The organism is Serratia proteamaculans, from assembly GCF_949794035.1.
In the GTDB taxonomy this organism is placed as follows: Bacteria; Pseudomonadota; Gammaproteobacteria; order Enterobacterales; family Enterobacteriaceae; genus Serratia; species Serratia proteamaculans.
Genome location: NZ_OX461105.1, coordinates 2,419,702 through 2,443,475, shown reverse-complemented (window position 1 = coordinate 2,443,475; position 23,774 = coordinate 2,419,702). Strand labels below are relative to the sequence as shown.

19 protein-coding genes are annotated in these 23,774 nt (G+C 57.3%); 11 read left to right on the top strand and 8 right to left on the bottom strand.

Features of this window, described 5'->3' with window-relative positions:
* Window positions 1–24: 24 nt before the first annotated feature.
* The 6 genes from QOT07_RS11505 to QOT07_RS11480 form a co-directional block, all read right to left on the bottom strand.
* Window positions 25–1,023 carry a bile acid:sodium symporter family protein gene (locus tag QOT07_RS11505; protein WP_261284468.1) on the bottom strand — a complete coding sequence of 333 codons (999 nt, stop codon included), beginning with the start codon at window positions 1,021–1,023 and terminating at the stop codon, window positions 25–27.
* Window positions 1,024–1,088: 65 nt separating this feature from the next.
* Entirely contained in the window at window positions 1,089–2,129 is a 1,041-nt protein-coding gene (locus QOT07_RS11500; RefSeq protein ID WP_099061857.1) for an oxidoreductase, read from the bottom strand.
* Window positions 2,130–2,210: 81 nt separating this feature from the next.
* A complete protein-coding gene (gene araC, locus QOT07_RS11495; RefSeq protein WP_283603140.1) occupies window positions 2,211–3,128 on the bottom strand; it encodes an arabinose operon transcriptional regulator AraC in 918 nt (305 codons plus the stop codon).
* 102 nt (window positions 3,129–3,230) lie between these two features.
* Window positions 3,231–4,214: an L-arabinose ABC transporter permease AraH gene (araH, locus tag QOT07_RS11490; protein WP_112347485.1), complete on the bottom strand. Its 984-nt coding sequence runs from the start codon at window positions 4,212–4,214 to the stop codon at window positions 3,231–3,233.
* Window positions 4,215–4,231: 17 nt separating this feature from the next.
* A complete protein-coding gene (gene araG, locus QOT07_RS11485) occupies window positions 4,232–5,767 on the bottom strand; it encodes an L-arabinose ABC transporter ATP-binding protein AraG (RefSeq protein WP_129938031.1) in 1,536 nt (511 codons plus the stop codon).
* A gap of 60 nt (window positions 5,768–5,827) precedes the next feature.
* The gene (locus QOT07_RS11480; protein ID WP_085116628.1) at window positions 5,828–6,811 is read right to left on the bottom strand and encodes an arabinose ABC transporter substrate-binding protein; all 984 of its coding nucleotides are present in this window, start codon (window positions 6,809–6,811) and stop codon (window positions 5,828–5,830) included.
* Between the two features lie 361 nt (window positions 6,812–7,172).
* On the opposite strand from QOT07_RS11480, the gene QOT07_RS11475 reads away from it, so the two are divergent.
* The 6 genes from QOT07_RS11475 (at window position 7,173) to rsxC (ending at window position 14,992) form a co-directional block, all read left to right on the top strand.
* Window positions 7,173–8,846: a ribulokinase gene (locus tag QOT07_RS11475; protein WP_283603139.1), complete on the top strand. Its 1,674-nt coding sequence runs from the start codon at window positions 7,173–7,175 to the stop codon at window positions 8,844–8,846.
* 165 nt (window positions 8,847–9,011) lie between these two features.
* A complete protein-coding gene (gene araA / locus QOT07_RS11470) occupies window positions 9,012–10,517 on the top strand; it encodes an L-arabinose isomerase (RefSeq protein ID WP_099061853.1) in 1,506 nt (501 codons plus the stop codon).
* A gap of 160 nt (window positions 10,518–10,677) precedes the next feature.
* Window positions 10,678–11,118 carry a DUF2569 domain-containing protein gene (locus tag QOT07_RS11465; RefSeq protein WP_099061852.1) on the top strand — a complete coding sequence of 147 codons (441 nt, stop codon included), beginning with the start codon at window positions 10,678–10,680 and terminating at the stop codon, window positions 11,116–11,118.
* Window positions 11,119–11,389: 271 nt separating this feature from the next.
* Window positions 11,390–11,971 carry an electron transport complex subunit RsxA gene (gene rsxA, locus QOT07_RS11460; RefSeq protein ID WP_085116624.1) on the top strand — a complete coding sequence of 194 codons (582 nt, stop codon included), beginning with the start codon at window positions 11,390–11,392 and terminating at the stop codon, window positions 11,969–11,971.
* The gene (gene rsxB, locus QOT07_RS11455) at window positions 11,971–12,543 is read left to right on the top strand and encodes an electron transport complex subunit RsxB (protein ID WP_085116623.1); all 573 of its coding nucleotides are present in this window, start codon (window positions 11,971–11,973) and stop codon (window positions 12,541–12,543) included. The genes rsxA and rsxB overlap by 1 nt, the downstream gene beginning before the upstream one ends.
* Complete coding sequence (rsxC, locus tag QOT07_RS11450; protein ID WP_283603138.1) at window positions 12,536–14,992, top strand: electron transport complex subunit RsxC; 2,457 nt, start codon at window positions 12,536–12,538, stop codon at window positions 14,990–14,992. Before rsxB ends, rsxC begins: the two co-directional genes overlap by 8 nt.
* Window positions 14,993–15,086: 94 nt before the next feature.
* On the opposite strand, the gene QOT07_RS11445 is transcribed toward rsxC, so the two are convergent.
* Window positions 15,087–15,980 carry a helix-turn-helix domain-containing protein gene (locus QOT07_RS11445; RefSeq protein ID WP_099061850.1) on the bottom strand — a complete coding sequence of 298 codons (894 nt, stop codon included), beginning with the start codon at window positions 15,978–15,980 and terminating at the stop codon, window positions 15,087–15,089.
* 379 nt (window positions 15,981–16,359) lie between these two features.
* Here QOT07_RS11445 and rsxD point away from each other — a divergent pair, with 379 nt between their 5' ends.
* From rsxD to dtpA, 5 genes are all read left to right on the top strand, one after another.
* Complete coding sequence (gene rsxD, locus QOT07_RS11440) at window positions 16,360–17,445, top strand: electron transport complex subunit RsxD (RefSeq protein WP_099061849.1); 1,086 nt, start codon at window positions 16,360–16,362, stop codon at window positions 17,443–17,445.
* 9 nt (window positions 17,446–17,454) lie between these two features.
* A complete protein-coding gene (rsxG, locus tag QOT07_RS11435; protein ID WP_283604348.1) occupies window positions 17,455–18,084 on the top strand; it encodes an electron transport complex subunit RsxG in 630 nt (209 codons plus the stop codon).
* Window positions 18,081–18,779, top strand: coding sequence for an electron transport complex subunit E (locus tag QOT07_RS11430; RefSeq protein ID WP_099061847.1), 699 nt, complete (start codon window positions 18,081–18,083; stop codon window positions 18,777–18,779). Before rsxG ends, QOT07_RS11430 begins: the two co-directional genes overlap by 4 nt.
* The gene (nth, locus tag QOT07_RS11425) at window positions 18,779–19,420 is read left to right on the top strand and encodes an endonuclease III (protein ID WP_099061846.1); all 642 of its coding nucleotides are present in this window, start codon (window positions 18,779–18,781) and stop codon (window positions 19,418–19,420) included. The genes QOT07_RS11430 and nth overlap by 1 nt, the downstream gene beginning before the upstream one ends.
* Before the next feature lie 604 nt (window positions 19,421–20,024).
* Window positions 20,025–21,545, top strand: a complete 1,521-nt coding sequence (gene dtpA / locus QOT07_RS11420; protein ID WP_099061845.1) for a dipeptide/tripeptide permease DtpA — start codon at window positions 20,025–20,027, stop codon at window positions 21,543–21,545.
* An 81-nt stretch (window positions 21,546–21,626) separates the two neighbouring features.
* Here the strand turns inward: dtpA and QOT07_RS11415 are convergent, their stop codons facing one another.
* On the bottom strand, window positions 21,627–23,717 hold the full coding sequence (locus QOT07_RS11415) for a prolyl oligopeptidase family serine peptidase (RefSeq protein WP_283603137.1): 2,091 nt from the start codon (window positions 23,715–23,717) through the stop codon (window positions 21,627–21,629).
* Window positions 23,718–23,774 lie beyond the last annotated feature (57 nt).

Genomic DNA, 23,774 nt, shown 5'->3' with positions numbered 1-23,774 from the left:
AAACAATAATACCGCGCCCATTTTTTACTTTGCCGTCAGCACTTCTGCGCGTTGTTTGGCGGTTTTGCGCGCATAGCGCTGGGCCAGCACGGCGCACACCATCAACTGTACCTGATGGAATATCATCAATGGCAGCACCATTGCACCCACCGCCGCCACCGGGAACAGCACGTTAGCCATCGGAATGCCGTTCGCCAGGCTCTTTTTCGAACCGCAGAACACAATGGTGATCTCATCCGCGGTATTGAATCCCAGCCAACGTGCAGCATAGGTATTGATAATCAGCACCACCGTCAGTAACACCAATGACATCACCAAAATAGTCAGCAGCGACCAACCGTCAATCTTGTGCCAGATGCCTTCGACCACCGCGGCGCTAAAGGCGGTATACACCACCAGCAGAATCGATGACCGGTCAGTGAGATTAATCAGCTTGCGGTGGCGATCGACCCATTTACCGATCAACGGCCTTGCCAAATGCCCCACCACAAACGGTACCATCAGTTTCAAAATGATCGAACCAATGGCGTGCAATACATCAGTATCGCCACCCTGAGTATGCATCAGCGCGCCCACCAGCAACGGCGAGAGGAAAACGCCGAGAATGCTGGATGCCGAAGCACTGCAAACCGCTGCCGCCACGTTACCGCCCGCCGCCGAGGTAAAGGCAATGGCCGACTGAACCGTCGCCGGCAGCGCACACAGGTAGAGGAAACCCATATACACCGTCGGTGTCATCAGCCCCGGCACCATCAGATTCATCGCCAGCCCCAGCAGCGGGAACAAGGCAAAGGTGCTGAGAAACACCACCAGATGCAGCTTCCAGTGGCCCATCCCGGCGATAATCGCCTCACGCGACAACTTGGCGCCATGCATAAAGAACAACAGCGCGATGGCGGCAGTGGTCAGGCGATCAAAGAAGGTTTTCCATACCCCTTCACAGGGGAAAACCGAGGCGACGATCACCACCAGAATCAAGACCAGCAAAAATTTATCAATGCGCAGACGTTGCAACCAGGACATGGATCCGGATACCTCGAGAAGTTAGGCGGGTTCGGTCAGCCGAACCCGGATAAGCAGCCTGGCGGTCAGGCTACCGGCAGCGCCTTTTGCTGTTTGGCAGACTCAATGCCCAGCTCGATCAATTCCATCACCTGGATGGCATCGGCGGCCGGCACCGGGTTTTCACCCTCACCGTTAATCGCATCGCGGATTGCCGCGTAATAAGCGGGATAATTGCCCGGAATACTCAGCAGCGGTTTTTCCGCCAGCACGCCATCACGTGACAACGTCACCACACCGTCGCGCATGTCGTAACCCCAGTCAGCCTGCGGCAGGCGCTCACCTGCCTTCAACCGGTCTTCCTGCGGATCCAGGCCAAATTTGATAAAGCTGCCCTGGGTGCCATGCACGATATAACGCGCGGTTTCTGCCGCCGCCAACACCGTGCCATGCAGCACCACCCGACGTTGACCGTAGTTAAGCACCGCGTGGAAATAGTCGACCGACTGTGCGCCCGGACGCAGTTCGCCCAAATCGACAAACAGCGTTTCCGGCTTGCCGAACAATTGCAACGCCTGATCGATCAGGTGCGGCCCCAAATCGTACCAAATCCCGCTGCCCGCGCCGCCCAGCTCACGCCAGCGCTGACGCACCTCCGGCCGGAAGCGATCGAAATGAGACTCGAAGTAAACCACCTCGCCGAGCACGCCTTCTTTCAGCAGCGCCTTGAGCGTCAGGAAATCACTGTCCCAGCGACGGTTGTGGAATACCGACAACAGCTTGCCGCTCTGCTCCGCCTGGTGTTTCAACTCCTGAGCCTGTGACAACGTCACGGTAAACGGTTTGTCCACCACCACGTGCTTACCGGCGGCCATTGCCTGTTGTGCCAGCGGGAAGTGGGTATCGTTGGGGGTAGGAATGACGATCAGATCGATAGAGGGGTCGTTAAACAGCGCCTGCGGATCGCTGACCACCGTCATCGACGGCCAGTCGGCGTGCACTTTACCGGCATCACTGCTGGAAACGGCAGCCAGCTCTACGCCTGGGGTGCCGACAATCAGCGGCGCATGAAAGGTTTTGCTGGCATAGCCGTAACCGACCAGCCCAACCCGAATTTTTTCTGCCATGGTGTTTCCTCTTACTGGCTCGCAATAGACCCATCAGATTTGACACCATGACGCAGGCAGGAACAAGAAGTAAATTTAATGTTAATTGGTGACCGTCATATAAGGCTGATCGCGCTGATTTCTGGCGGGATAATTTATCTCCAGGCTGCGGCGCCGGAAATCACTCGGGCTGACACCCACCCGCTTGCGGAACACCCGGGAAAAGTAGAGCTGATCGTCATAGCCCACCACCCGGCCGATAGTGGCGATCGACTCCTGTGTGGTCTGTAACAGCAGCTTGGCGCGGATCACCCGCTGGTCTTCTCGCCAACGCAGAATATTGATGCCCACCTGCTCACGGAACAGATGCGCCAACCGCGATGGCGACAGGCAGACATGGCGTGCCACCTCGTCAATTCGCAACTCGCCGGCCAGATTGCCGGTAATAAACTGGCAGGCTTCGATCACCCGCGGATCCATGATTTTCTGTGGGCTGAGCGGATCTTCCTCCATCGCGCGCAACAGCAGTCGTTCCAGCAGGTTCATCCCCAACTCTTCGGCAAAGCGGCGGCCGGAACGCTGGGTCTGTTCGATATTGGCAAACAGCCGGTCAAACTCCAGCAGCAGGTTATTGTTTGGCAGAGTCAGCCGCCCCACCTCATGGGTTTTGCTGTGCCATTCCAGCCAGTCGGCCCAGTAGGCGCGCGGACGGAAATACACCCAACGGTGATACCAACAGTCGCTGTCCGGTGAACGGCCATAGTAATGCGCCGCCTTGGGCGGAAACAGCAGCAGATCGCCCGGATTACAGTAAAGGGTATCTTCACCGTCAAACACCTTGCCCTGGCCCTTGATGGTCAGGTTGAGAATATAGCCCTTCATGCCGCCGGGGCGATCGATAAAGAAATCCAGCGGGCCATCCGCCATGATCGGCGTCAGCCCCGCCACCAGATAAGCGTTAAAGGTGTAACCCGGCAACAGCGGGTTCGGTTGCGGTTCCTGTGCCATGCGATGATACATCGGTCCTCCCGGCAATCTTATAGCTTGGATATCAATCCTAGCTTAGCGGCCCGGCGGATTACTGCCCGGGCCGATAACAGAACTGTGAGCAGGGCTGGCAATTTAAACGCTGCGTTTAGCCTGCTGTTTGTAACGGTCGAAAATTACCGCGGCCAGCAGGATCACACCGCGCACCACATACTGTGAGAACGGCGAGATATTCAGCAGGTTCATGGCGTTTTCCACCGTGCCCAGGATCAGGATACCGGCGATCACGTAGGAGATTTTGCCGATGCCGCCCTTCAATGACACCCCACCCAGCACGCAGGCGGAGATCACGATCAGCTCATAGCCGATTGAGGTCATCGGCTGGCCGCTGGTCATGCGCGAAGCCAGAATGATGCCGGCGGCAGCGGAAACCAGCCCGGACAGCATAAAGATCACGATTTTGGTGCGCACTACCGGCACCCCGGCCAGCCGCGAAGCCTCTTCGTTACCGCCAATCGCCAGCGTATTGCGGCCAAAGGTGGTTTTATTGAGCAGGAAACCGAACAGGATCAGACAGGCGACGGTGATCCAGATCGGTGCCGGCAGCCCCAGCCAGTTGGCGTAACCCAGTGCGAAGAAGCGTTCGTCCTCAATCCCCACCGCTTTACCGTCGGAGATAATGTAGGCCAGCCCGCGGAAAATCTGCATGGTGGCCAGGGTGGTGATTAGCGCGTTGATTTTCAGCCGGGCGATAACAAAGCCGTTAATCAGTCCGGAAACCATGCCCAGTAACAGACCAGCCGCCACGCCGATCCACAGGCTTTCGGTCATGTTGATCACTACCGCCGTCGTCACCCCGGCGCAGGCAATCACCGAGGCGACCGACAGATCAAAGTCCCCGGAGGCCAGGCAAAACAGCATGCCGCAGGCCACCATGCCGGACATGGAGATCGCCAGCCCCAGCCCTTTCATATTGATAAAAGAACCAAAGTTGGGCACAAACAGCACGCAGGCGATAAACAGCACCGCGAACACCACCAGCATGCCGTAGCTGTCCCAAATTCGCGCCAGCCCCAGGCCGCTGCGTTTTTTCACAGAATGGGTCGTTATGGTCGACATCTCTTTCTCCTTCACCATCAGGCCACCGCCGCAGCGGCATCAGGGGCTATATCAGGGGTGCGCAGCATCGCCAGGCTGAGGGCTTTTTCCTCGCTGGCCTCGTCATGGTGTAATTCGCCGGACAGCGCGCCTTCACGCATCACCAGGATGCGGTCCGCCAATCCCAGCACTTCGGGCAAGTCACTGGAGGCAAACAGCACGGCAATGCCCCGCTGCGCCAGTTGGTAAATCACGTGGTAGATTTCATGCTTGGCACCGACGTCAATGCCGCGTGTCGGTTCATCCAACAGGATCACTTTCATCTCTTCCGACAGCCAGCGGCCCAGAATGGCCTTCTGCTGGTTGCCGCCGGACAAATTCATAATTAACTGCTCAGCACTCGGCGTTTTGATATTCAATGCACGGATATGATGCTCGGCATTGCTGGCCTCCCAACCGTTGTTGATCAGGCAACCGGCACGAATGCTGTTACGCCGTGCGCTGATGTTGATGTTGTCGCGTACCGAATGCACTGGGATGATGCCGTCCGCCTTGCGATCCTCCGGGCATAGCATGATACCGGCGCGGATAGCGTCAATCGGTGAACGAATAGCAATGGCTTGTCCATCCAGCACCAGTTGACCGGCACTGATTCGGGTGGCACCAAAGATGCCCTTCATCAGCTCACTGCGCCCGGCACCGACCAGGCCGAACAGTCCGACGATTTCGCCGGCCCGCACGCTCAGGTCGATCGCCGTTTTGACCCCCGGCGCCTTCAGCCCTTCCAGCGCCAGACGTACCGGCCCCAGCTCACGCGGTTGATAGCCATACACGTCCCCCAGGTCACGCCCGACCATCGCCTGCACCAACTGCGCGTTATCCACCTGTTGCATATCGTCAAAGGTGCGCACGTAGCGACCATCTTTAAACACGGTGATGGCGTCGCTGAGGGCAAAGATTTCCTCCATACGGTGCGAGACATACAGGATCACCCGCCCTTCGGCGCGCAATTCACGGATCACCCGGAACAATTGCTCAATCTCTCTGGCGGACAGCGAACTGGTCGGTTCGTCAAAGGCAATCACCTTGGCGTTACGCGCCAGCGCCTTGGCGATTTCCACCATTTGCCACTGGCCGATCGACAGGTATTTCAGCGGCGTATCCGGATCAATATCCAGCCCAAGATGTTCCAACTGTAATCGGGATTCGTAGCGCAGCAGTTTGCGATCCACCAGCCCGCGTTTGGTCGGCAGTTGGCCAAGATAAATGTTCTCCGCCACCGTCATTTCCGGCACCAGATGCAGTTCCTGATAGATAATCGCCACCCCGGCATTCAACGCATCGGTGGTGTTGGCGAACTGCACCGATCGCCCCTGTAACTGAATTTCCCCCTGGGTCGGCGCGTAGTTACCGCTGAGAATTTTCAGCAGCGTGGATTTCCCGGCACCGTTTTCCCCCATCAGGGCGTGGATCTGCCCGGCCTGACAGCTAAAGCTGATGTCATCCAGCGCCTTCACGCCCGGGAAGGTTTTACCGATGCCTTTAAACGCCAAATATGGCAGTGCGGCGGTCATAGTGCACTCCTCCAGCAGTTAAAAATGCCGCCCGACAACCTGCTGTGGGCGGCTCGCTAATTACATCAGGCCTTTTTTCTGCAGTTCGGTCTTAAAGTTGTCGCGGGTGATCAGCACCACGTCGGTCACTTCGGTAAATTTCTGCGGTTCTACGCCCTTTTCGACCCAGTCATGCAGCATCTGGATGCTCTTGTAACCATGGATATCCGGGCTTGGCAGCAGCGACCCGTAGAAACCGGTGGCCTGCGCTTTGGAAAGCTCGCTGACGGCATCCACCCCGTTGATACCGATGCCGATCACGTTCGGTGCCTTGAAGCCCTGGCCTTCGGTAGCGCGTACGCCACCCAGTACGGTGTTGTCGTTCATGCCGACAATCAGCCAGTTTTTCACTTCAGGATGCTGCACCAGCATCGAGTTGGCAGCGTCAAACGCCCCAGGGATATCGTTAGACTTGGTCGGTACCCGATAAATCTGCTTTTCCGGGAAGCCGGCCGCTTTCAGCGCGGCAATCGAGCCACCGGTGCGGCGACGGGCAGTGTCCAGTTCATCGGCGGTAATCGCCATCACCGCGGTTTCCGGTAATTTCCAGCCACGCTTGTTCTGTTCTTTCCACAGTTCCTGGCCCTGACGTTCACCGATTTTGGTGGCGGCCATCATCACTAACGGCACGCTGTCCATAGGCTTGCCCTTGGCAGTGACAAACTGATCATCCACGGCGATCACTTTCAGGTTGTAACTGCGCGCCTTGGCGACAATCGCCGAGCCGAGTTTCGGATCCGGCGTGCAGATAACAAAACCCTTGGCCCCGCTGGCTGCCAGGCTGTCGATGGCATTGAGGGTTTTCTCCCCGTCCGGCACGGCGATTTTAATCACTTCAAAACCGAGATCCTTACCGGCCTTGTCGGCAAACTTCCATTCGGTCTGGAACCAGGGTTCCTCCGGTTGCTTGACCAAAAAACCCAGCTTCATGGTCTCGGCGATAGCTGAATGTGACATAACGGCCGCCAGCCCCAGTGTCGCCAGCGTCTTAGTGAATTTATGCATGATGCTCTCCGCTATTTTGTTCTCTGTGGCGACGAAACCCGCTCGCGGTGAAAACGTTATCATTAGGGTATCCGTTGTCGGTGTGGCGCTTATCTCGCGGCATTCATCCACAACGGGGGTAAGACGGCATAAGTTTTAGCGGGTATTTGTTACTGAAATGTAGAGCGCTATCACATCCGTGGAATACAGCTGATATGTGCATATATTTAGCGAATTCCGCCAAGCGATAACTTATGACAGCCGTCACAAAACCACTGCGGGAAGCAGAAAAGTGCATACTTCCAGCTAACGGCTCCTCACCTGCACCGCGCTTCGGCTCCTATGGTTGTCACAGCGTATTAACACATCAGGAGTCAACATCATGACGGCAGGTGCTATTGCCCTGGGACTGGACTTCGGTAGCGACTCGGTGCGGGTATTGGCGGTCGATTGCCATAAGGGTACTGAGCTGGATACCGAAGTGGTCTATTACCCCCGCTGGCAACGCGGCGAATTCTGCAATGCGGCGGAGAACCGTTTCCGCCACCATCCGCTCGACTACATTGAAGCCATGGAACAGGCGATCGTCAGTCTGGTACAACGCATGTCACCGCAGCAGCGGCTACAGGTGATTGGTATCGGCGTTGACTCCACTGGCTCCACGCCGGCGCCGATCGACGAGCAAGGCCAGGTGTTGGCACTGCGCCCGGAGTTTGCCGACAACCCGAATGCCATGTTTGTGCTGTGGAAGGATCACACCGCCATTGAAGAGGCAGACGCCATCAACCGGCTGTGCCGCAGCGGCGAATTCCCCGACTATTCCCGCTATATCGGCGGCGTTTACTCCTCTGAGTGGTTCTGGGCCAAGATCCTGCACGTCACGCGCCAGGACGCCGAAGTCCGTCAGGCCGCCGCCTCCTGGGTTGAACTCTGCGATTGGGTACCGGCGCTGCTGTCCGGTACCTGCGCGCCGCATCAGTTAAAACGCGGGCGCTGTAGCGTCGGCCACAAAACCCTGTGGCACCCGGACTGGGGTGGCCTGCCGCCGAAGGCGTTTTTTGCCGCACTCGATCCGCTCTTGGTTGAACATCTGCCCTGGCCGCTGTTTGAGGACTGCCACACCGCCGACCTGCCGGTAGGCACCCTGAGCGCCGAATGGGCGACACGGTTCGGGCTCCCCGCCACGGTGGTGCTGTCCGGCGGCGCTTTCGACTGCCATATGGGTGCCGTCGGTGCCGGTGCCCAGCCTTACACTCTGGTGAAGGTGATTGGTACCTCCACCTGCGACATTCTGATCGCCGATCGTCAGCGGGTGGACGGACGCGCCATCGAGGGGATCTGCGGTCAGGTCGATGGCAGCGTGGTGCCGGGAATGATCGGCATGGAAGCAGGCCAGTCGGCCTTTGGCGATATGTACGCCTGGTTCAGCCGCCTGCTGAGCTGGCCACTGCGCGAAGCCGCGAAAAATCAGCCTGAACTGCAAGCCCAGCTACAACAGATTGAAGCCGGCCTGCTGGCGGCGCTAACCGCATCCTGGGCTGAAAACCCGTCACTGGATCATCTGCCGGTGGTGCTGGACTGGTTTAACGGCCGCCGCACCCCCTACGCCAACCAGAGGCTGAAAGGCGTGATCGCCGATCTGAACCTCGGTACCGATGCGCCGACGCTGTTCGGCGGATTTATCGCCGCCACCGCCTTTGGTGCCCGCGCGATTATGGAGTGCTTTGAACAGCAGGATATTCCGGTCGATAACGTGCTGACGCTGGGCGGTATTGCGCGTAAATCACCAGCGATCATGCAGGTCTGCGCCGACGTCATGAACCGGCCGCTGCAAATCGTTGCTTCCGATCAGTGCTGCGCGCTGGGTGCAGCGATCTTCGCCGCCGTGGCCGCCGGTCAATTTGGCAGCGTGCCCGAAGCCCAGCGCCAGATGGCCTGCGGTATCGAACGCACCCTGCAACCGAGCCCGCAACACGTCGCTCGCTACCAACAGCTTTACCAACGCTATCAACAGTGGTGCCAGGCCGCCGAGCCGCGCTATACCCTGCATACTTGAAGCTGCATCTTTGTTGGCTTCCGGCGCTGCCCCCGGTTACGTACTACTTGTACGCTCCCGGGGATGCGCTTGGTTGCCGCCGCGATGCAACTCCAATTATTTGGGTATCGATCCTAATCAGCGGTTCAGCAAGTCAAGTCCCAATACACAATTCAGGAGTTTTTAATGGACGCATTCAAGCAGCGCGAAGTCTGGTTCGCCATCGGCAGCCAGCACCTGTACGGCCCGCAAACCCTGCAGCAGGTCAAGGCGCACGCCGAACAGGTGGTGGAAAGCCTCAACCGCGAAGCCGGGTTACCGGTAAAACTGGTGCTGAAACCGCTGGTCACCACGCCGGATGAAATCACCGCCCTGTGCCGTGACGCCAACTATCAGCCACAGTGCGTTGGCATTCTGGCCTGGCTGCACACCTTCTCACCGGCAAAAATGTGGATCGCCGGGCTCTCCGTGCTCCACAAGCCGCTGCTGCAGTTCCATACCCAGTTCAACGCCCAGGTGCCATGGGACAGCATGGATATGGACTTTATGAACCTCAACCAGACCGCCCACGGCGGCCGTGAGTTCGGCTTTATCGGCGCCCGTATGCGTCAACAGCACAGCGTGATTGCCGGCCACTGGCAGGATCCCGAGGCACACCGACGCATTGCCCAATGGATGCGAGTCGCCACCGCCAAGCAGGCCAGTCAGCAACTGAAAGTGGCACGTTTTGGCGACAACATGCGTGAGGTTGCGGTGACCGATGGCGATAAGGTTGGCGCACAGATCCAGTTCGGCTACTCGGTCAATGCCTATGGCATCGGCGACCTGGTCAGCGTGATCAATGAAGTTAGCCGTGGCGATGTGGATACGCTGATTGAAGAGTATGAAGCCAGCTATGTGCTGAGCGACGCGGCGAAAATCAACGGCGCAAAACGTGAAAACCTGATTGACGCGGCGCGCATCGAACTGGGGATGAAACGTTTCCTCGAACAGGGTCACTTTCAGGCCTTCACCACCAACTTTGAAGACTTGCACGGCATGAAGCAATTGCCGGGGCTGGCAGTGCAACGCCTGATGCAGCAAGGCTACGGCTTTGGCGGCGAAGGCGACTGGAAAACCGCAGCGTTACTGCGCATCCTGAAAGTGATGGCCGGTGGGTTGCACGGCGGGACCTCGTTTATGGAGGATTACACCTATCATTTCCAGCCGGGTAACGATCTGGTGGTCGGCTCGCACATGCTGGAGGTCTGCCCGTCGATCGCCAAAGAATCCAGGCCGCTGCTGGATATTCAACCGCTCGGTATCGGCGGCAAGGCCGACCCGGCGCGACTGATTTTCTCGACACCTGCCGGTCCGGCCGTCAATGCCAGCCTGATCGACATGGGGGATCGCTTCCGCCTGCTGGTCAATCAGGTGGATACCGTGGAACAGCCGCATCCGCTGCCCAAATTGCCGGTGGCCCGTGCCATCTGGCGGGCCCAACCCACCCTGGCGACTGCGGCCGAAGCCTGGATCCTGGCAGGCGGCGCGCACCATACGGTGTTCTCGCAGGCGCTGGATGCCGATATGCTGCGGCTGTATGCCGAAATGCATAACATCGAGTTCTTGTTAATCGATCAGGATACCACCCTGCCGTCGTTCAAAAACGAGCTGCGCTGGAACGAAGCCTACTATCAACTTAACCGCCGTTAATCGGCCGGCTACCGGCAGCACATTGGGCTGTCGGTAGCCAAACGTGCTGCACCCCCCCGCCTGAGTCCGACCATCCGTTTGATATTGATGACGAAGCCTGCATTACCCGCTAAGCTATGCGGCTGTCACATTGGATCATGTCTTACCCAGGAAGCCGTTTATGTCTCAAGCTGAATACACCCGTATTGGCGGTTGGTTGCTGGCCCCGATGGCCTATCTGATTGTCACCCTGCTTAGCGCCAGTCTGATGCTGCTCCTGTATGGCATGGCGATTTTCGTACCGGAATCGCGCGAATATCTGCTCACCAACGCCCAGGCGTTTAGCATGCAGTGGTATTTCTCGGTGCTGACCACCCTGGCGATGTGGTGCTTTACCCTGTGGCTGCTGTGGTTGTTCTGCCACCGCGCACAACGGTTCCCCAAATTGTTCCTGCTGTGGCTGTTGATTACCGTGCTGCTGGCGGTGAAAGCCTTTGCCTTTGCGCCGGTGCCGGATGAATTGGCGGTACGCAGTCTCGGCTGGCCACTGTTGATGGCGGCATTATTGGTGCCCTATATGAAGCGTTCCAAGCGAGTCAAAGGCACCTTCACCGAGAACTAAACCACGTTGTACATAAATATGGCCCGTCGCCTTTCAAACCGCAGCGTTGTTACCTGCACTCGCTCACCCCAGTTACTTACTTAAGTAAGCGCCTGGGGATGAGTGAGCTGGGCGCCTAGCTGCGATTTGAAATTCATAGGGCCTGGTTGTGTAAATATTCAACAAAAATGGGCAAAAAGTGGCAAAAAGGGCAATAACCCTGCTTTCCCTATGTTGTGATCAGGCCGCCAATTCCCGATAATAGGCGGCTTTTATTTTTTTAGGCATCGCAATGACCGAATACCTGCTCCTGTTTGTCGGCACCGTACTGGTGAATAACTTCGTCCTGGTGAAGTTCCTTGGCCTGTGCCCGTTCCTCGGCGTTTCCAAGAAGCTGGAAAGTGCCATTGGTATGGGAATGGCCACCACTTTCGTGATGACGATGGCCTCCGTCAGCGCCTGGGTGATCAATACCTTTATTCTGGTTCCGTTGGATCTGGTGTATCTGCGCACGCTGTCATTTATTCTGGTGATCGCCGTGGTGGTGCAATTCACCGAGATGGTGGTCCGCAAAACCAGCCCGGCGCTGTATCGCCTGCTGGGCATTTTCCTGCCGCTGATCACCACCAACTGTGCGGTGCTCGGCGTTGCGTTGCTTAACGTCAACCTGGGCTACAATTTCCTGCAGTCTGCGGTATATGGCTTCAGCGCCGCCGCGGGCTTCTCGCTGGTGATGGTGCTGTTCGCCGCGATCCGTGAACGTCTGGCGGTTGCCGACGTGCCTGCACCCTTCCGCGGTTCTTCCATCGCGCTGATCACCGCCGGGCTGATGTCGCTGGCCTTTATGGGCTTTACCGGGCTGGTGAAATTCTAATGACCGCGTTATGGATTGCGATTGCTGCGTTAAGTGCCCTTGGACTGCTGTTCGGGCTGGTGCTGGGCTTTGCCGCACGCCGTTTTGAAGTAGAAGAAGATCCGGTGGCCGAGCAGATCGACGAGATCCTGCCGCAGAGCCAGTGTGGCCAGTGCGGCTATCCCGGCTGTCGTCCTTATGCCGAAGCGGTCGCCAACGGTGAGATGATCAACAAATGCGCGCCGGGTGGCGAGCAGGTGATGCTGAAGCTGGCCGAATTGCTCAACGTCGAGCCGCAACCCCTGGGCAGCGAAGCCGTCGTCGAACCGGTGCGCCAGGTGGCCTACATTGACGAAGCCAACTGCATTGGCTGCACCAAGTGCATTCAGGCCTGCCCGGTGGACGCCATCGTCGGGGCTACCCGCGCCATGCACACCGTCATTACCGACCTTTGTACCGGCTGCGACCTGTGCGTTGCGCCGTGCCCTACCGACTGTATTGAAATGAGACCGGTCGCCACCACTACCGCCAACTGGAAGTGGGACATGAAGACGATCCCGGTGCAAGTGATCCACGTGGAGCAACATGCTTAATCTGTTCGCCGCCTTCAAAAAAGACCGGATTTGGGATTTCGACGGCGGGATCCATCCGCCGGAAATGAAAACCCTGTCCAGCGGCGTGCCGTTGCGTACCGCCCCACTGCCCGATATTTTTGTGATCCCACTGCAACAGCATTTGGGCCCGGAAGGCGAACTGTGCGTCAAGGTCGGCGACCCGGTGCTGAAAGGCCAGCCGCTGACCGTCGGTCGGGGCCGTACCGTACCGGTGCACGCACCGACTTCAGGAACTGTCAGCGCCATCACACCGCATATCACCGCTCACCCTTCCGGGTTGGCGGAACTGTGCGTGATCATTCAGCCAGACGGCGAAGACCGCTGGTGCGAGCGTGCACCGGTGGCAGACTACCGTCAACTGGCCACCAGCGAGTTGATCCAACGTATTCATCAGGCCGGCATCGCTGGACTGGGCGGTGCCGGTTTCCCGACCGCCAGCAAGCTGCAGGGCGGCATGAACGGGGTGGAAACCCTGATCCTCAACGCCGCAGAATGCGAGCCATATATCACTGCCGATGACCGTTTGATGCAGGAACATGCCGATCAAGTCATTGAAGGTACGCAGATCCTGCGCCACCTGCTGCAACCCAAGGTCACGCTGATTGGCATCGAGGACAATAAACCCGAAGCGATCGCCGCCTTGAAACTGGCACTGCGCGACCAGCCCGGCATCGCTCTGCGGGTGGTTCCGACCAAATACCCTTCTGGCGGCGCCAAGCAGCTCACCAAGATCCTGACCGGTAAAGAAGTCCCGCACGGCAAGCACTCCTCCGCTATCGGTGTGCTGATGCAGAACGTCGGCACCGCCTTTGCCATTAAGCGCGCGATTGTCGACGGCGAACCCTTGATCGAGCGCGTGGTGACCCTGACCGGTGAGGCCCTCAGCCAACCGGGCAACCTGTGGGCGCGCATCGGCACGCCGGTACAGCACCTGTTGAAATTTGCCGGTTTCCAGCCGCAGGCTCAGCAAATGGTGGTGATGGGTGGCCCGCTGATGGGCTTTACCCTGCCCGCACTCAACGTACCGATCGTCAAGATCAGCAACTGTATTCTGGCACCGTCGGTCAGCGAAATGGCACCGCAGGAGCCGGAGCAGTCCTGTATTCGCTGTGGTTTGTGCGTTGACGCCTGCCCGGCAGGCCTGTTACCGCAACAGCTTTACTGGTTCAGCCGCGGCGAAGAGCACGAGAAAGCCCGCAATCACAATCTGTTTGACTGCATTGAATGTGGTGCCTGCGCCTTTGTCTGCCCGAGCAATATCCCGCTGGTGCAGTACTACCGCCAGGAAAAGGCCGAGATCAAAGCCATCGATCAGGAAGCCGCTCGCACCGCCGAAGCCAAGGCACGTTACGAAGCCAAACTGGCGCGCCTGGAACGTGAAAAACTGGCGCGTGAAGAGCGCCATAAGAAAGCGGCGGTCAAGCTGACCGATGGCGATCAGGATGCCGTTCAGGCCGCCCTCGCTCGGGTTCGCAGTAAAAACACAGCACCGGCGACCGGCACCATCAGCGGCGATGCACCGGACAACAGCGAGATGATCGCTGCCCGCGAGGCCCGCAAGGCACAGGCGCGTGAACGACGTGCACAGCAGGAAACTGCTGTAGCACCGGTAACGGCATCGGCTAGCGAAGATGAAGATCCACGCAAAGCGGCGGTGGCCGCTGCACTGGCACGCGTCAAAGCCAAGAAAGCCGCACAACAAACGACTACGAATGATACTCCGGCCGAGTCACCAGCGGCGGTAACGGAAGAAGATCCACGCAAGGCGGCAGTGGCCGCAGCATTGGCGCGCGTCAAAGCCAAGAAAGCCGCGCAACAGGCGGCGACGGACACTCCGGCCGAGCCACCAGCGGCGGTAACGGAAGAAGACCCGCGCAAGGCGGCAGTGGCAGCAGCCATTGCCCGCGCTAAAGCCAAGAAAGCCGCACAGCAGACGGCGACGGCGGACACTCCGGCCGAGTCACCAGCGGCGGTAACGGAAGAAGATCCGCGCAAGGCGGCAGTGGCGGCAGCATTGGCGCGCGTCAAAGCCAAGAAAGCCGCGCAACAGGCGACTACGGTGGAAACTCCGGCCGAGTCACCCGCGGCGGTAACGGAAGAAGATCCGCGCAAGGCCGCAGTGGCAGCAGCCATTGCCCGCGCTAAAGCCAAGAAAGCCGCACAGCAGGCGGCGACGGTGGACACTCCGGCCGAGTCACCAGCGGCGGTAACGGAAGAAGATCCGCGCAAGGCGGCAGTGGCAGCAGCCATTGCCCGCGCAAAAGCCAAGAAAGCCGCACAGCAGACGGCGGTGGAAACCCCGGCCGAGCCACCCGCGGCGGTAACGGAAGAAGATCCGCGCAAGGCGGCAGTGGCGGCAGCCATCGCCCGCGTCAAAGCCAAAAAAGCGGCACAAAGCCTGACCACGGCGGATACGGATAAAGAGTAATTAATGCAGAAGCCTTGCAGGAAGCAAGGCGGCACAGGTTGTGTCCCTCAATGATAAGTCAGCACCGCTGGGGTCATTTGAGGGACGCAGCCTACTAATCGATAGAAATCAGGTAGGTGTAATCAACGTCAATCTGGCGCATCTTCGAGTCCTGATTCCATTCCTTGGTTTGAATAATTTCCATCTCCACGCTCCCCTGTACTTCATGACGCAACCCCGGCATCACATGAGTACTCAGATAGGCAAAGAACTGCGAGCATTCTTTGGCAGTCCCCAAATGATTGATAGAGATATATTCACGCCCGGCAATGGGAATATCGTCGATCTGGTAGCCCGACAGAATATCCTTTTTGTTCTCAGGATCCACCGCCATGATATGAGTCGCCGAACATTCGTTACCTCCCCGATTACGGACAGAATGGATGCTGTACACCCGGCGGCAATCCACATTCAACCCACGGAAAAAATCGGTAAAGATCTCGTCCTTCATCGCCATACAGGACGAATGTTCAATCTCCGTCTCTCCGGCAAAATCCAACTGCCGCGAGTAACCCACAAGCTGCATATCGGGCAGCGTCAGGCGTTTGATCTCTGGGTAGTAATCGGCCGCAAAGTTGGCATCAAAACTGAAACGCGGCATCAAATTCTTCACGTCCCACCTTTCCATCGAACGGTAACGGTTAGGCGTGGTGTCGAAACGCTGTTTGAACATGCGAGTGAAGGTTTGTTGGGAATCGAAGCCCAGTTCGTCTGAAATATCGATGATGGAACGGTGGGTAATACGCAACGCCACTGCGGCACGCGTCAGGATACGTGAGCGAATATAGGTGGCGAGCTGAATACCGGTGATACGTTTGAACTTGCGTTGCAGGTGCCATTTGGAGTAGCCGGAAATGCGCGCGACTTCATCCAGGTTTGGCCGTGTTTCCAGATGTATCTCAACCCATTCAATCAATTCTTCAATAAAAAAGACATCTTCATTTGTCATTATTTACATTCACTAACTCAATAATACTCGGGATAATAACCCACATAGATTATGTAAAAGTTGTTATTTTGTGCGAAAAAACGAACCAAAAATACCATGTTAATCCAGCGGTTATCGTTATGCGCCGGGAGTTAATGCCGACAGTTTACAGCTGCATCACCAAACTAACCCGATTTTATCAGCAAAAAAAATCCGATCGCGCCATATGACGCTCAAACCACAGCGTACACCCCGTGCTATAAGGCTAATAACCCTACCATTAAGACGTATTACCCTTGCGGTGATTCAGGTAGAATGCAGCGCTATAATTTTTCCTGCGTCTCCGCTGAGAGGCGCGTTGAACCTGCCGATGTCCGGCAAAGATAGGTACAGTTATTCTATGAAGTTCAGGCCGGTACAACCCACAGCCGCCAAAGGCTTGCACATCGCCAGCTCCCCCTTCACCCATAACCAGCAAAGCACCAGCCGTATCATGCTGTGGGTGATGTTGGCCTGCATTCCCGGTATCGCTGCGCAGGTATGGTTTTTTGGCTATGGCACGCTGGTTCAGACCGCGCTGGCAATGATCGTCGCCCTGTTGGCAGAAGGCACTATCCTTGCGCTACGCAAGCTGCCGGTACGGACCCGACTGGCGGATAACTCCGCCCTGCTGACCGCCCTGCTGCTGGGGATCAGCCTGCCGCCGCTGGCCCCCTGGTGGATGATTGTCATCGGCACCTTCTTTGCCATCGTCATCGCCAAACAGCTGTACGGTGGTCTCGGGCAAAACCCGTTCAACCCGGCGATGGTCGGTTACGTGGTGTTGCTGATCGCCTTCCCGGTGCAGATGACCAGTTGGTTGCCGCCGGATGAGCTGCGCGCCACCGCGCTGTCGTTCCAGGATACCCTGCTGGCCATTTTCAGCGGTCATACCGGTCAGGGTGCCACCATCCATGAACTGCAAATGGGCATCGACGGCATCAGCCAGGCCACCCCGCTGGACGGCTTCAAAACCGGCCTGCGCAGCGGCCATAGCGTTGAGCAGGTACTGCAACAACCGCTGTTCGGTGGTGCATTGGCCGGTATCGGCTGGCAATGGGTTAACCTGGGCTTCCTGGCCGGTGGCCTGTTTATGCTGGGCCGTCGCCTGATCCACTGGCAGATCCCGTTCAGTATGCTGGCGGCCATCGCCCTGTGCTCAGGTTTGGCCTGGTGGCTTGATCCGGCGCAGCAGGCCTCGCCGCTGATCCACCTGTTCTCCGGCGCCAGCATGCTGGGTGCGTTCTTTATCGCCACCGACCCGGTCAGCGCCTCCACCACCCCGAAAGGTCGCCTGATTTACGGCGCATTGGTGGGCGTGCTGGTGTGGCTGATTCGCGTTTACGGCGGTTATCCGGATGGCGTGGCCTTCGCGGTATTGCTGGCCAACATTACCGTTCCGCTCATCGACCACTACACGCAGCCCCGCGTGTATGGCCATCGCTAAGGAGCCATGATGCTAAATTCAATGAGAAAGCATGGCACCACGCTTGCGGTATTTGCCGCCGTGACCACCGGCCTGACTGCGGTAGTTCATAGCCTGACGCAGAACACCATCGCCCATCAGGCGGCGTTACAACAAAAAACGCTGCTTGATCAGGTGGTGCCACCGGAACACTACGACAACAACATGCAGACCGAGTGTTTCCTGGTCAGCGATCCGGCATTGGGCAATGGCTCGCCGCACCGTTTGTATCTGGCACGCAAAAACGGTCAACCCACCGCAGCCGCACTGGAAACCACCGCACCGGACGGTTACTCCGGCGCCATTCAGTTGCTGGTTGGTGCCGATTTCAACGGTAACGTGCTGGGTACCCGGGTCGTCTCACATCACGAAACCCCGGGGCTGGGCGATAAAATTGAACTGCGTATCTCGAACTGGATCTCGTTCTTCAGCGGCAAAAAGATCGACGGCCCGGACGATAAACGTTGGGCGGTGAAGAAAGACGGCGGTATGTTCGACCAATTCACCGGCGCGACCATCACACCGCGCGCCGTGGTCAACGCCGTTCGGCGTACGACATTGTATATGGAAACGCTGCCGCCTAAACTTGATAGCTTACCTGCCTGTGGAGCCAGCGAATGAGTGAAGCCAAAGATCTGATTGTCCAGGGGCTGTGGAAGAACAACTCCGCGCTGGTGCAACTGCTGGGGATGTGTCCGCTGCTGGCCGTCACCTCCACCGTCACTAACGCCCTCGGTCTGGGGCTGGCGACCACGCTGGTCTTGATACTGACCAATACCTCGATATCTGCGGTGCGCCGCTGGGTGCCGAATGAAGTGCGCATCCCGATATACGTGATGATCATCGCGGCTGCGGTGAGCATCGTGCAAATGTTAATCAATGCCTATGCCTTCGGCCTTTATCAGTCGTTGGGGATCTTTATCCCGCTGATCGTCACCAACTGCATCGTGGTCGGTCGCGCCGAAGCGGTGGCCTCTAAAAAACCGGTCGGCCTGTCCGCTCTGGATGGCCTGGCTATTGGTCTGGGCGCCACCGGCGTGATGGTGACGCTGGGTGCAATGCGCGAACTGCTGGGCAACGGCACCCTGTTCGACGGGGCCGACATGCTGCTGGGCAGTTGGGCCAAGGTACTGCGTATTGAGGTGGTTCACTTCGACAGCCCTTTCCTGCTGGCAATGCTGCCACCGGGGGCCTTTATTGGCCTGGGTCTGCTGTTGGCGGTAAAATACCTGATTGATGAAAGGATGAAAGCGCGCACGGCCAGGGCGTTACGGGCTGAACCGGCGCAGGGACAAGGACAGGCAGAGAAAGCGTAATGAACAAGCAAAAACGGTTGGAAATTCTTACCCGCCTGCGTGATAACGATCCGCACCCGACCACCGAGCTGGTGTATACCACGCCGTTTGAGCTGCTGATCTCCGTGCTGCTTTCTGCACAGGCGACCGATGTCAGCGTCAACAAGGCTACCGCCAAGCTTTATCCGGTGGCCAATACGCCGGCCGCCATGCTGGCACTGGGCGTCGACGGCGTTAAAGGCTACATCAAGACCATCGGCCTGTTTAACAGCAAGGCCGAGAACGTGATCAAAACCTGCCGTATGCTGTTGGAACTGCACGACGGCGAGGTGCCGGAAGACCGCGCTGCGCTGGAGGCCCTGCCCGGCGTTGGCCGCAAAACCGCCAATGTGGTGCTCAATACCGCTTTCGGCTGGCCAACCATTGCCGTCGATACCCATATCTTCCGCGTCTGTAACCGCACGAATTTCGCACCGGGCAAGAACGTCGATCTGGTGGAGGAGAAACTGCTGAAGGTGGTGCCGGCCGAATTCAAGGTCGACTGCCACCACTGGTTGATCTTGCACGGCCGCTATACCTGCATCGCGCGTAAACCCCGCTGCGGTTCCTGCATGATTGAAGACCTCTGCGAGTTTAAAGAGAAAGTTTATCCCGACGCCTGAACCCGATGGGTGCAACGCAGCACCCCGTTTCGGGTCCCCACCGCACTGACCTATTTTTTATCGGAAATGTGATATCAAGCAGCAGTAACCTTGGTGTTTCCACGGGTTTCAGTGAAAAACTCACTTCTCGCTTATTTTCAAGCGAAAAATTAGTCAAAAATTGCGGTAAACCTCACGTTTTGACGATCACATTGTCGTCACAACCGTCAGGGCCGTTTTCTCAAATTTCTATAATTTTACAAAAGCCGCCATATGCACAACAATCCAATGGATTATTCACCACACCTATTGATATGAACCATTAAAAGTCATTACAGCAGAATATCTCACTGTTTAAATTCTGTATCCCTTTTAATCAAAACAAAAACTCGGCAAAGCAAACAAAGTCGAAAGTTAATGCTGCATAACATTTGTAACATGGTCGTTTCACTTCACGAGCGTTATATGTAACAGGATATGACAAACGTCTTGCCTCGTTGACAAAGATAGTGAACATTAACCGCCGTCATCCCATCCTATAACAACGCAGAAGGATGCAGTCCTGCATCACCTTTTGCAATTTCCCGTCTTTCTGAGTCGGGGCAGTGAAAAATCAGAGGTACCAGTGTCAACTGCAAACAACAACAGCGAACATCCTGAAAGCGTCAGTCTCAACGCCTTCAAACAGCCTAAGGCGTTTTACCTGATCTTCTCCATCGAGCTCTGGGAACGTTTTGGTTATTACGGCCTGCAAGGCATCATGGCGGTTTATCTGGTCAAGATGCTTGGCCTGAGCGAAGCCGACTCCATTACCCTGTTCTCCTCCTTCAGTGCGCTGGTGTATGGCTTCGTTGCCATCGGCGGCTGGCTCGGCGATAAAGTGCTGGGCTCCAAGCGCGTGATCGTGCTGGGTGCGCTGGTGCTGGCCGTCGGTTATGCCATGGTGGCCTACTCCGGCCATGAAATTTTCTGGGTGTATCTGGGGATGGCGACCATCGCCGTGGGTAGTGGTCTGTTCAAAGCCAACCCGTCCTCCCTGCTGTCAACCTGCTACGAGAAAGACGATCCGCGTTTGGACGGTGCATTCACCATGTACTATATGTCCGTCAATATCGGGTCTTTCCTGTCGATGTTGGCCACGCCTTGGCTGGCAGTGAAATATGGCTGGAGCGTCGCGTTCTCACTGAGCGTGGTGGGCATGCTGATCACCCTGGTCAACTTTATGGTTTGCCACAAGTGGGTGAAGAATCACGGTTCCAAGCCTGACTTTAAACCGCTGCAAGTGCAGAAACTGCTGATGGTGCTGGTTGGCGTGGTTGCGCTGGTCGCCCTTTCAAGCTGGTTGTTGCACAACCAGGTGGTAGCTCGCTGGGCGCTGGCGCTTATTTCCATCGGTATCGTGATCGTGTTCGCCAAGGAAGCCTTTGCTCTGCACGGTGCGGCACGCCGCAAGATGATCGTTGCTTTCCTGCTGATGCTGGAAGCAGTGGTGTTCTTCGTGCTGTACGCCCAGATGCCAACCTCACTGAACTTCTTCGCTATCCATAACGTTGAGCACAACATCCTGGGCCTGGCATTCGAACCTGAGCAGTATCAGGCGTTGAACCCGTTCTGGATCATGCTGGCCAGCCCGATTCTGGCAGCACTGTATAACAAGATGGGTGACCGTCTGCCGATGCCACACAAGTTCGCTTTCGGTATGATCCTGTGCTCCGGCGCTTTCCTGGTATTGCCATGGGGTGCCAGCTTCGCCAATGAACAGGGCATCGTTTCGGTTAACTGGCTAATCCTGAGTTATGCACTGCAGAGTATCGGCGAGCTGATGATCTCCGGTCTGGGTCTGGCAATGGTCGCGCAACTGGTGCCACAACGCCTGATGGGCTTTATCATGGGGTCCTGGTTCCTGACCACGGCTGCTGCTGCGCTGATTGCCGGTAAGGTCGCGGGGCTGACTGCCGTGCCTGCCAACATCAACGATGCGCACGCTTCACTGGCTATCTACAGCCACGTGTTTATGCAGATCGGTATCGCCACCGCCGTGATCGCCATCCTGATGATGCTGACTGCACCGAAGCTGTATCGCATGACGCTGGACACCGCAGAAGATACCGAGAAGAAAGCTCAGGCGGCCGCTATCGCCAACTGATCGCTGACAAGGGTTTCAGACAGGTAAAAGAAAGCCGGGGCATTAATGTGCCCAGGCTTTTTTACGTCATACCCACGTGGCTCAGGCGGTGGATTTAACGCTCAGATTGACCCACATAAACTCACTGACCAGTGCACCGTGGAACGCGGCCTGTTTCTTGTCCGCTGCGGCGCTGTGTCCGCCCTCGGTATTCTCATAGAAGTAGGCCTGCGGATAGCCCATCTGCTGCATGCGTGCCGCCATTTTACGGGCGTGCGACGGATTGACCCGATCGTCACTGGTGGCGGTGTAAAACAGCACCGGCGGGTAGGATACGCCCGCTTTGATGTTGTGATACGGCGAGAAGGTTTTGATGTACGCCCACTCTTCCGCTTTGCCTGGGTCGCCGTATTCGGCAATCCAGGAAGCACCGGCAGAAAGCTGGGTATAACGCTGCATGTCCAGTAACGGCACTTCACAGACGATGCAGCCGAAAAGCTGCGGGTACAGCGTCAGCATATTGCCCACCAACAAGCCGCCGTTGCTGCCACCCCGCGCCCCCAGATGTTGTGACGATGTCACTTTACGGGTGATCAGATCCTGCGCCACGGCAGCAAAGTCTTCATAGGCACGATGACGGTTTTGCTTAAGCGCCGCCTGGTGCCAGGCTGGGCCATACTCACCACCGCCGCGGATATTGGCCACCACATACACCCCGCCGCGCTCCAGCCAGGCCGGTGCCTTGGCTCCCATATACCCCGGTAACAACGACACCTCGAATCCGCCATAGCCGTACAGCAGCGTGGGATTACTGCCATCCAGCTTAATGCCCTTGGCCGAGATTTGGAAATACGGCACGCGCGTCCCGTCTTTAGACTCCGTGAAGTGCTGACTGACCTGATAGCCGCTGGCGTCAAAGTCCTGCGGCCCCTGCTTGAGCAATTCCGCCTCACCGCCGTCGAGATTACCCAGGTACAGCGAGGTCGGTTGCAGGAACCCACTGAGCGTCAGGAAATAATCGTTGGTTTCGTCATCGACGCCACCGGCAGAAATAGTGCTGATCGCCCCCGGGTTACCCAATGGCTTACGCTGCCAGCTTTTGCCCTGCGGCGTCAGCACTTCCAGCCGGTTGACCACATTGTCCATGATGCTGAGGATCAGATGGTCACGCGTGCCGCTGTAGCCACTCAGGGCCGCCTGGGCCGTCGGAGTAAATAACACCGTCAGCTCACGCTTACCCGCCAGATAATCGTCAAAATGGGCGGCCAGCAGTGAGCCTGAAGGATAATGAGTTCCCCCCACCTCCCAGTCGCTGCTCGGTTTAATCAATATCCACTCCCGGTGCGTGCTGAACTCGGCATCGGCGGGAATGTCGATTTTGACTTGTTGATCTTGCTCATTCAGCAGATAGGTTTCACGGCGGTAAAAATCCAGACTGCGTCCCACGTAGTTGCGTTCAAAGCCCGGCGTCTGGTCATGATAAGCAAACACCGTCATATCCTGCGGTTGCGCCTCATACAGCGTCTGAGCGGCACTCAGCGGTGTACCACGCCGCCAGCGTTTGGCTATGCGCGCATAGCCGGACTGAGTCATCGAACCTGCGCCGAAATCAGTCGCGATAAACAGCGTGTCCTTATCGATCCACGAAGCCTGGCTTTTCGCCACCGGTAGCACAAAGCCATCTTTGACGAACTGCTTGCTGACCAGATCAAACTCGCGGATCTCCGTCGCGTCACCGCCATCCGGCGACAACTCCAGCAGACAATAGCGGTATTCCGGTGCCAGTGACTGCGAACCATGGAACACCCAGTCTTTGCCCTCGGCCTTACCCAACGCGTCTATATCCAGCACGGTTTCCCAGGCTGGTTTGGCTTTGCGGTACTCCTGCAGCGTGGTGCGTCGCCATAAGCCACGTGGGTTGGTTTGATCCTGCCAGAAGTTGTAATAGTAATCGCCGCGCTTGGCGACCCACGGGATTTGGCTGTCTTTATTCAGAATATCCAGCACCTGCTTTTCTACCTGCCGGAAGCCTTCGCCCTGAGCGAAACGCGCGGTGGTCCGCTGATTTTCCTGCTTGATCCACGCCTGTGCGGCCTTGCCCTGCAGCTCTTCCAGCCATAAAAATTCATCGGTGGCGCTGGCGCCGCCTTCTGCCGCCATCGCCAGGCGGATACTGTTAGGTAATGAAGTCATTGCGAATACGGCTCCTGCGGTTTGTGCGCTGAGTTTAAGAAACTGGCGTCGATTGCG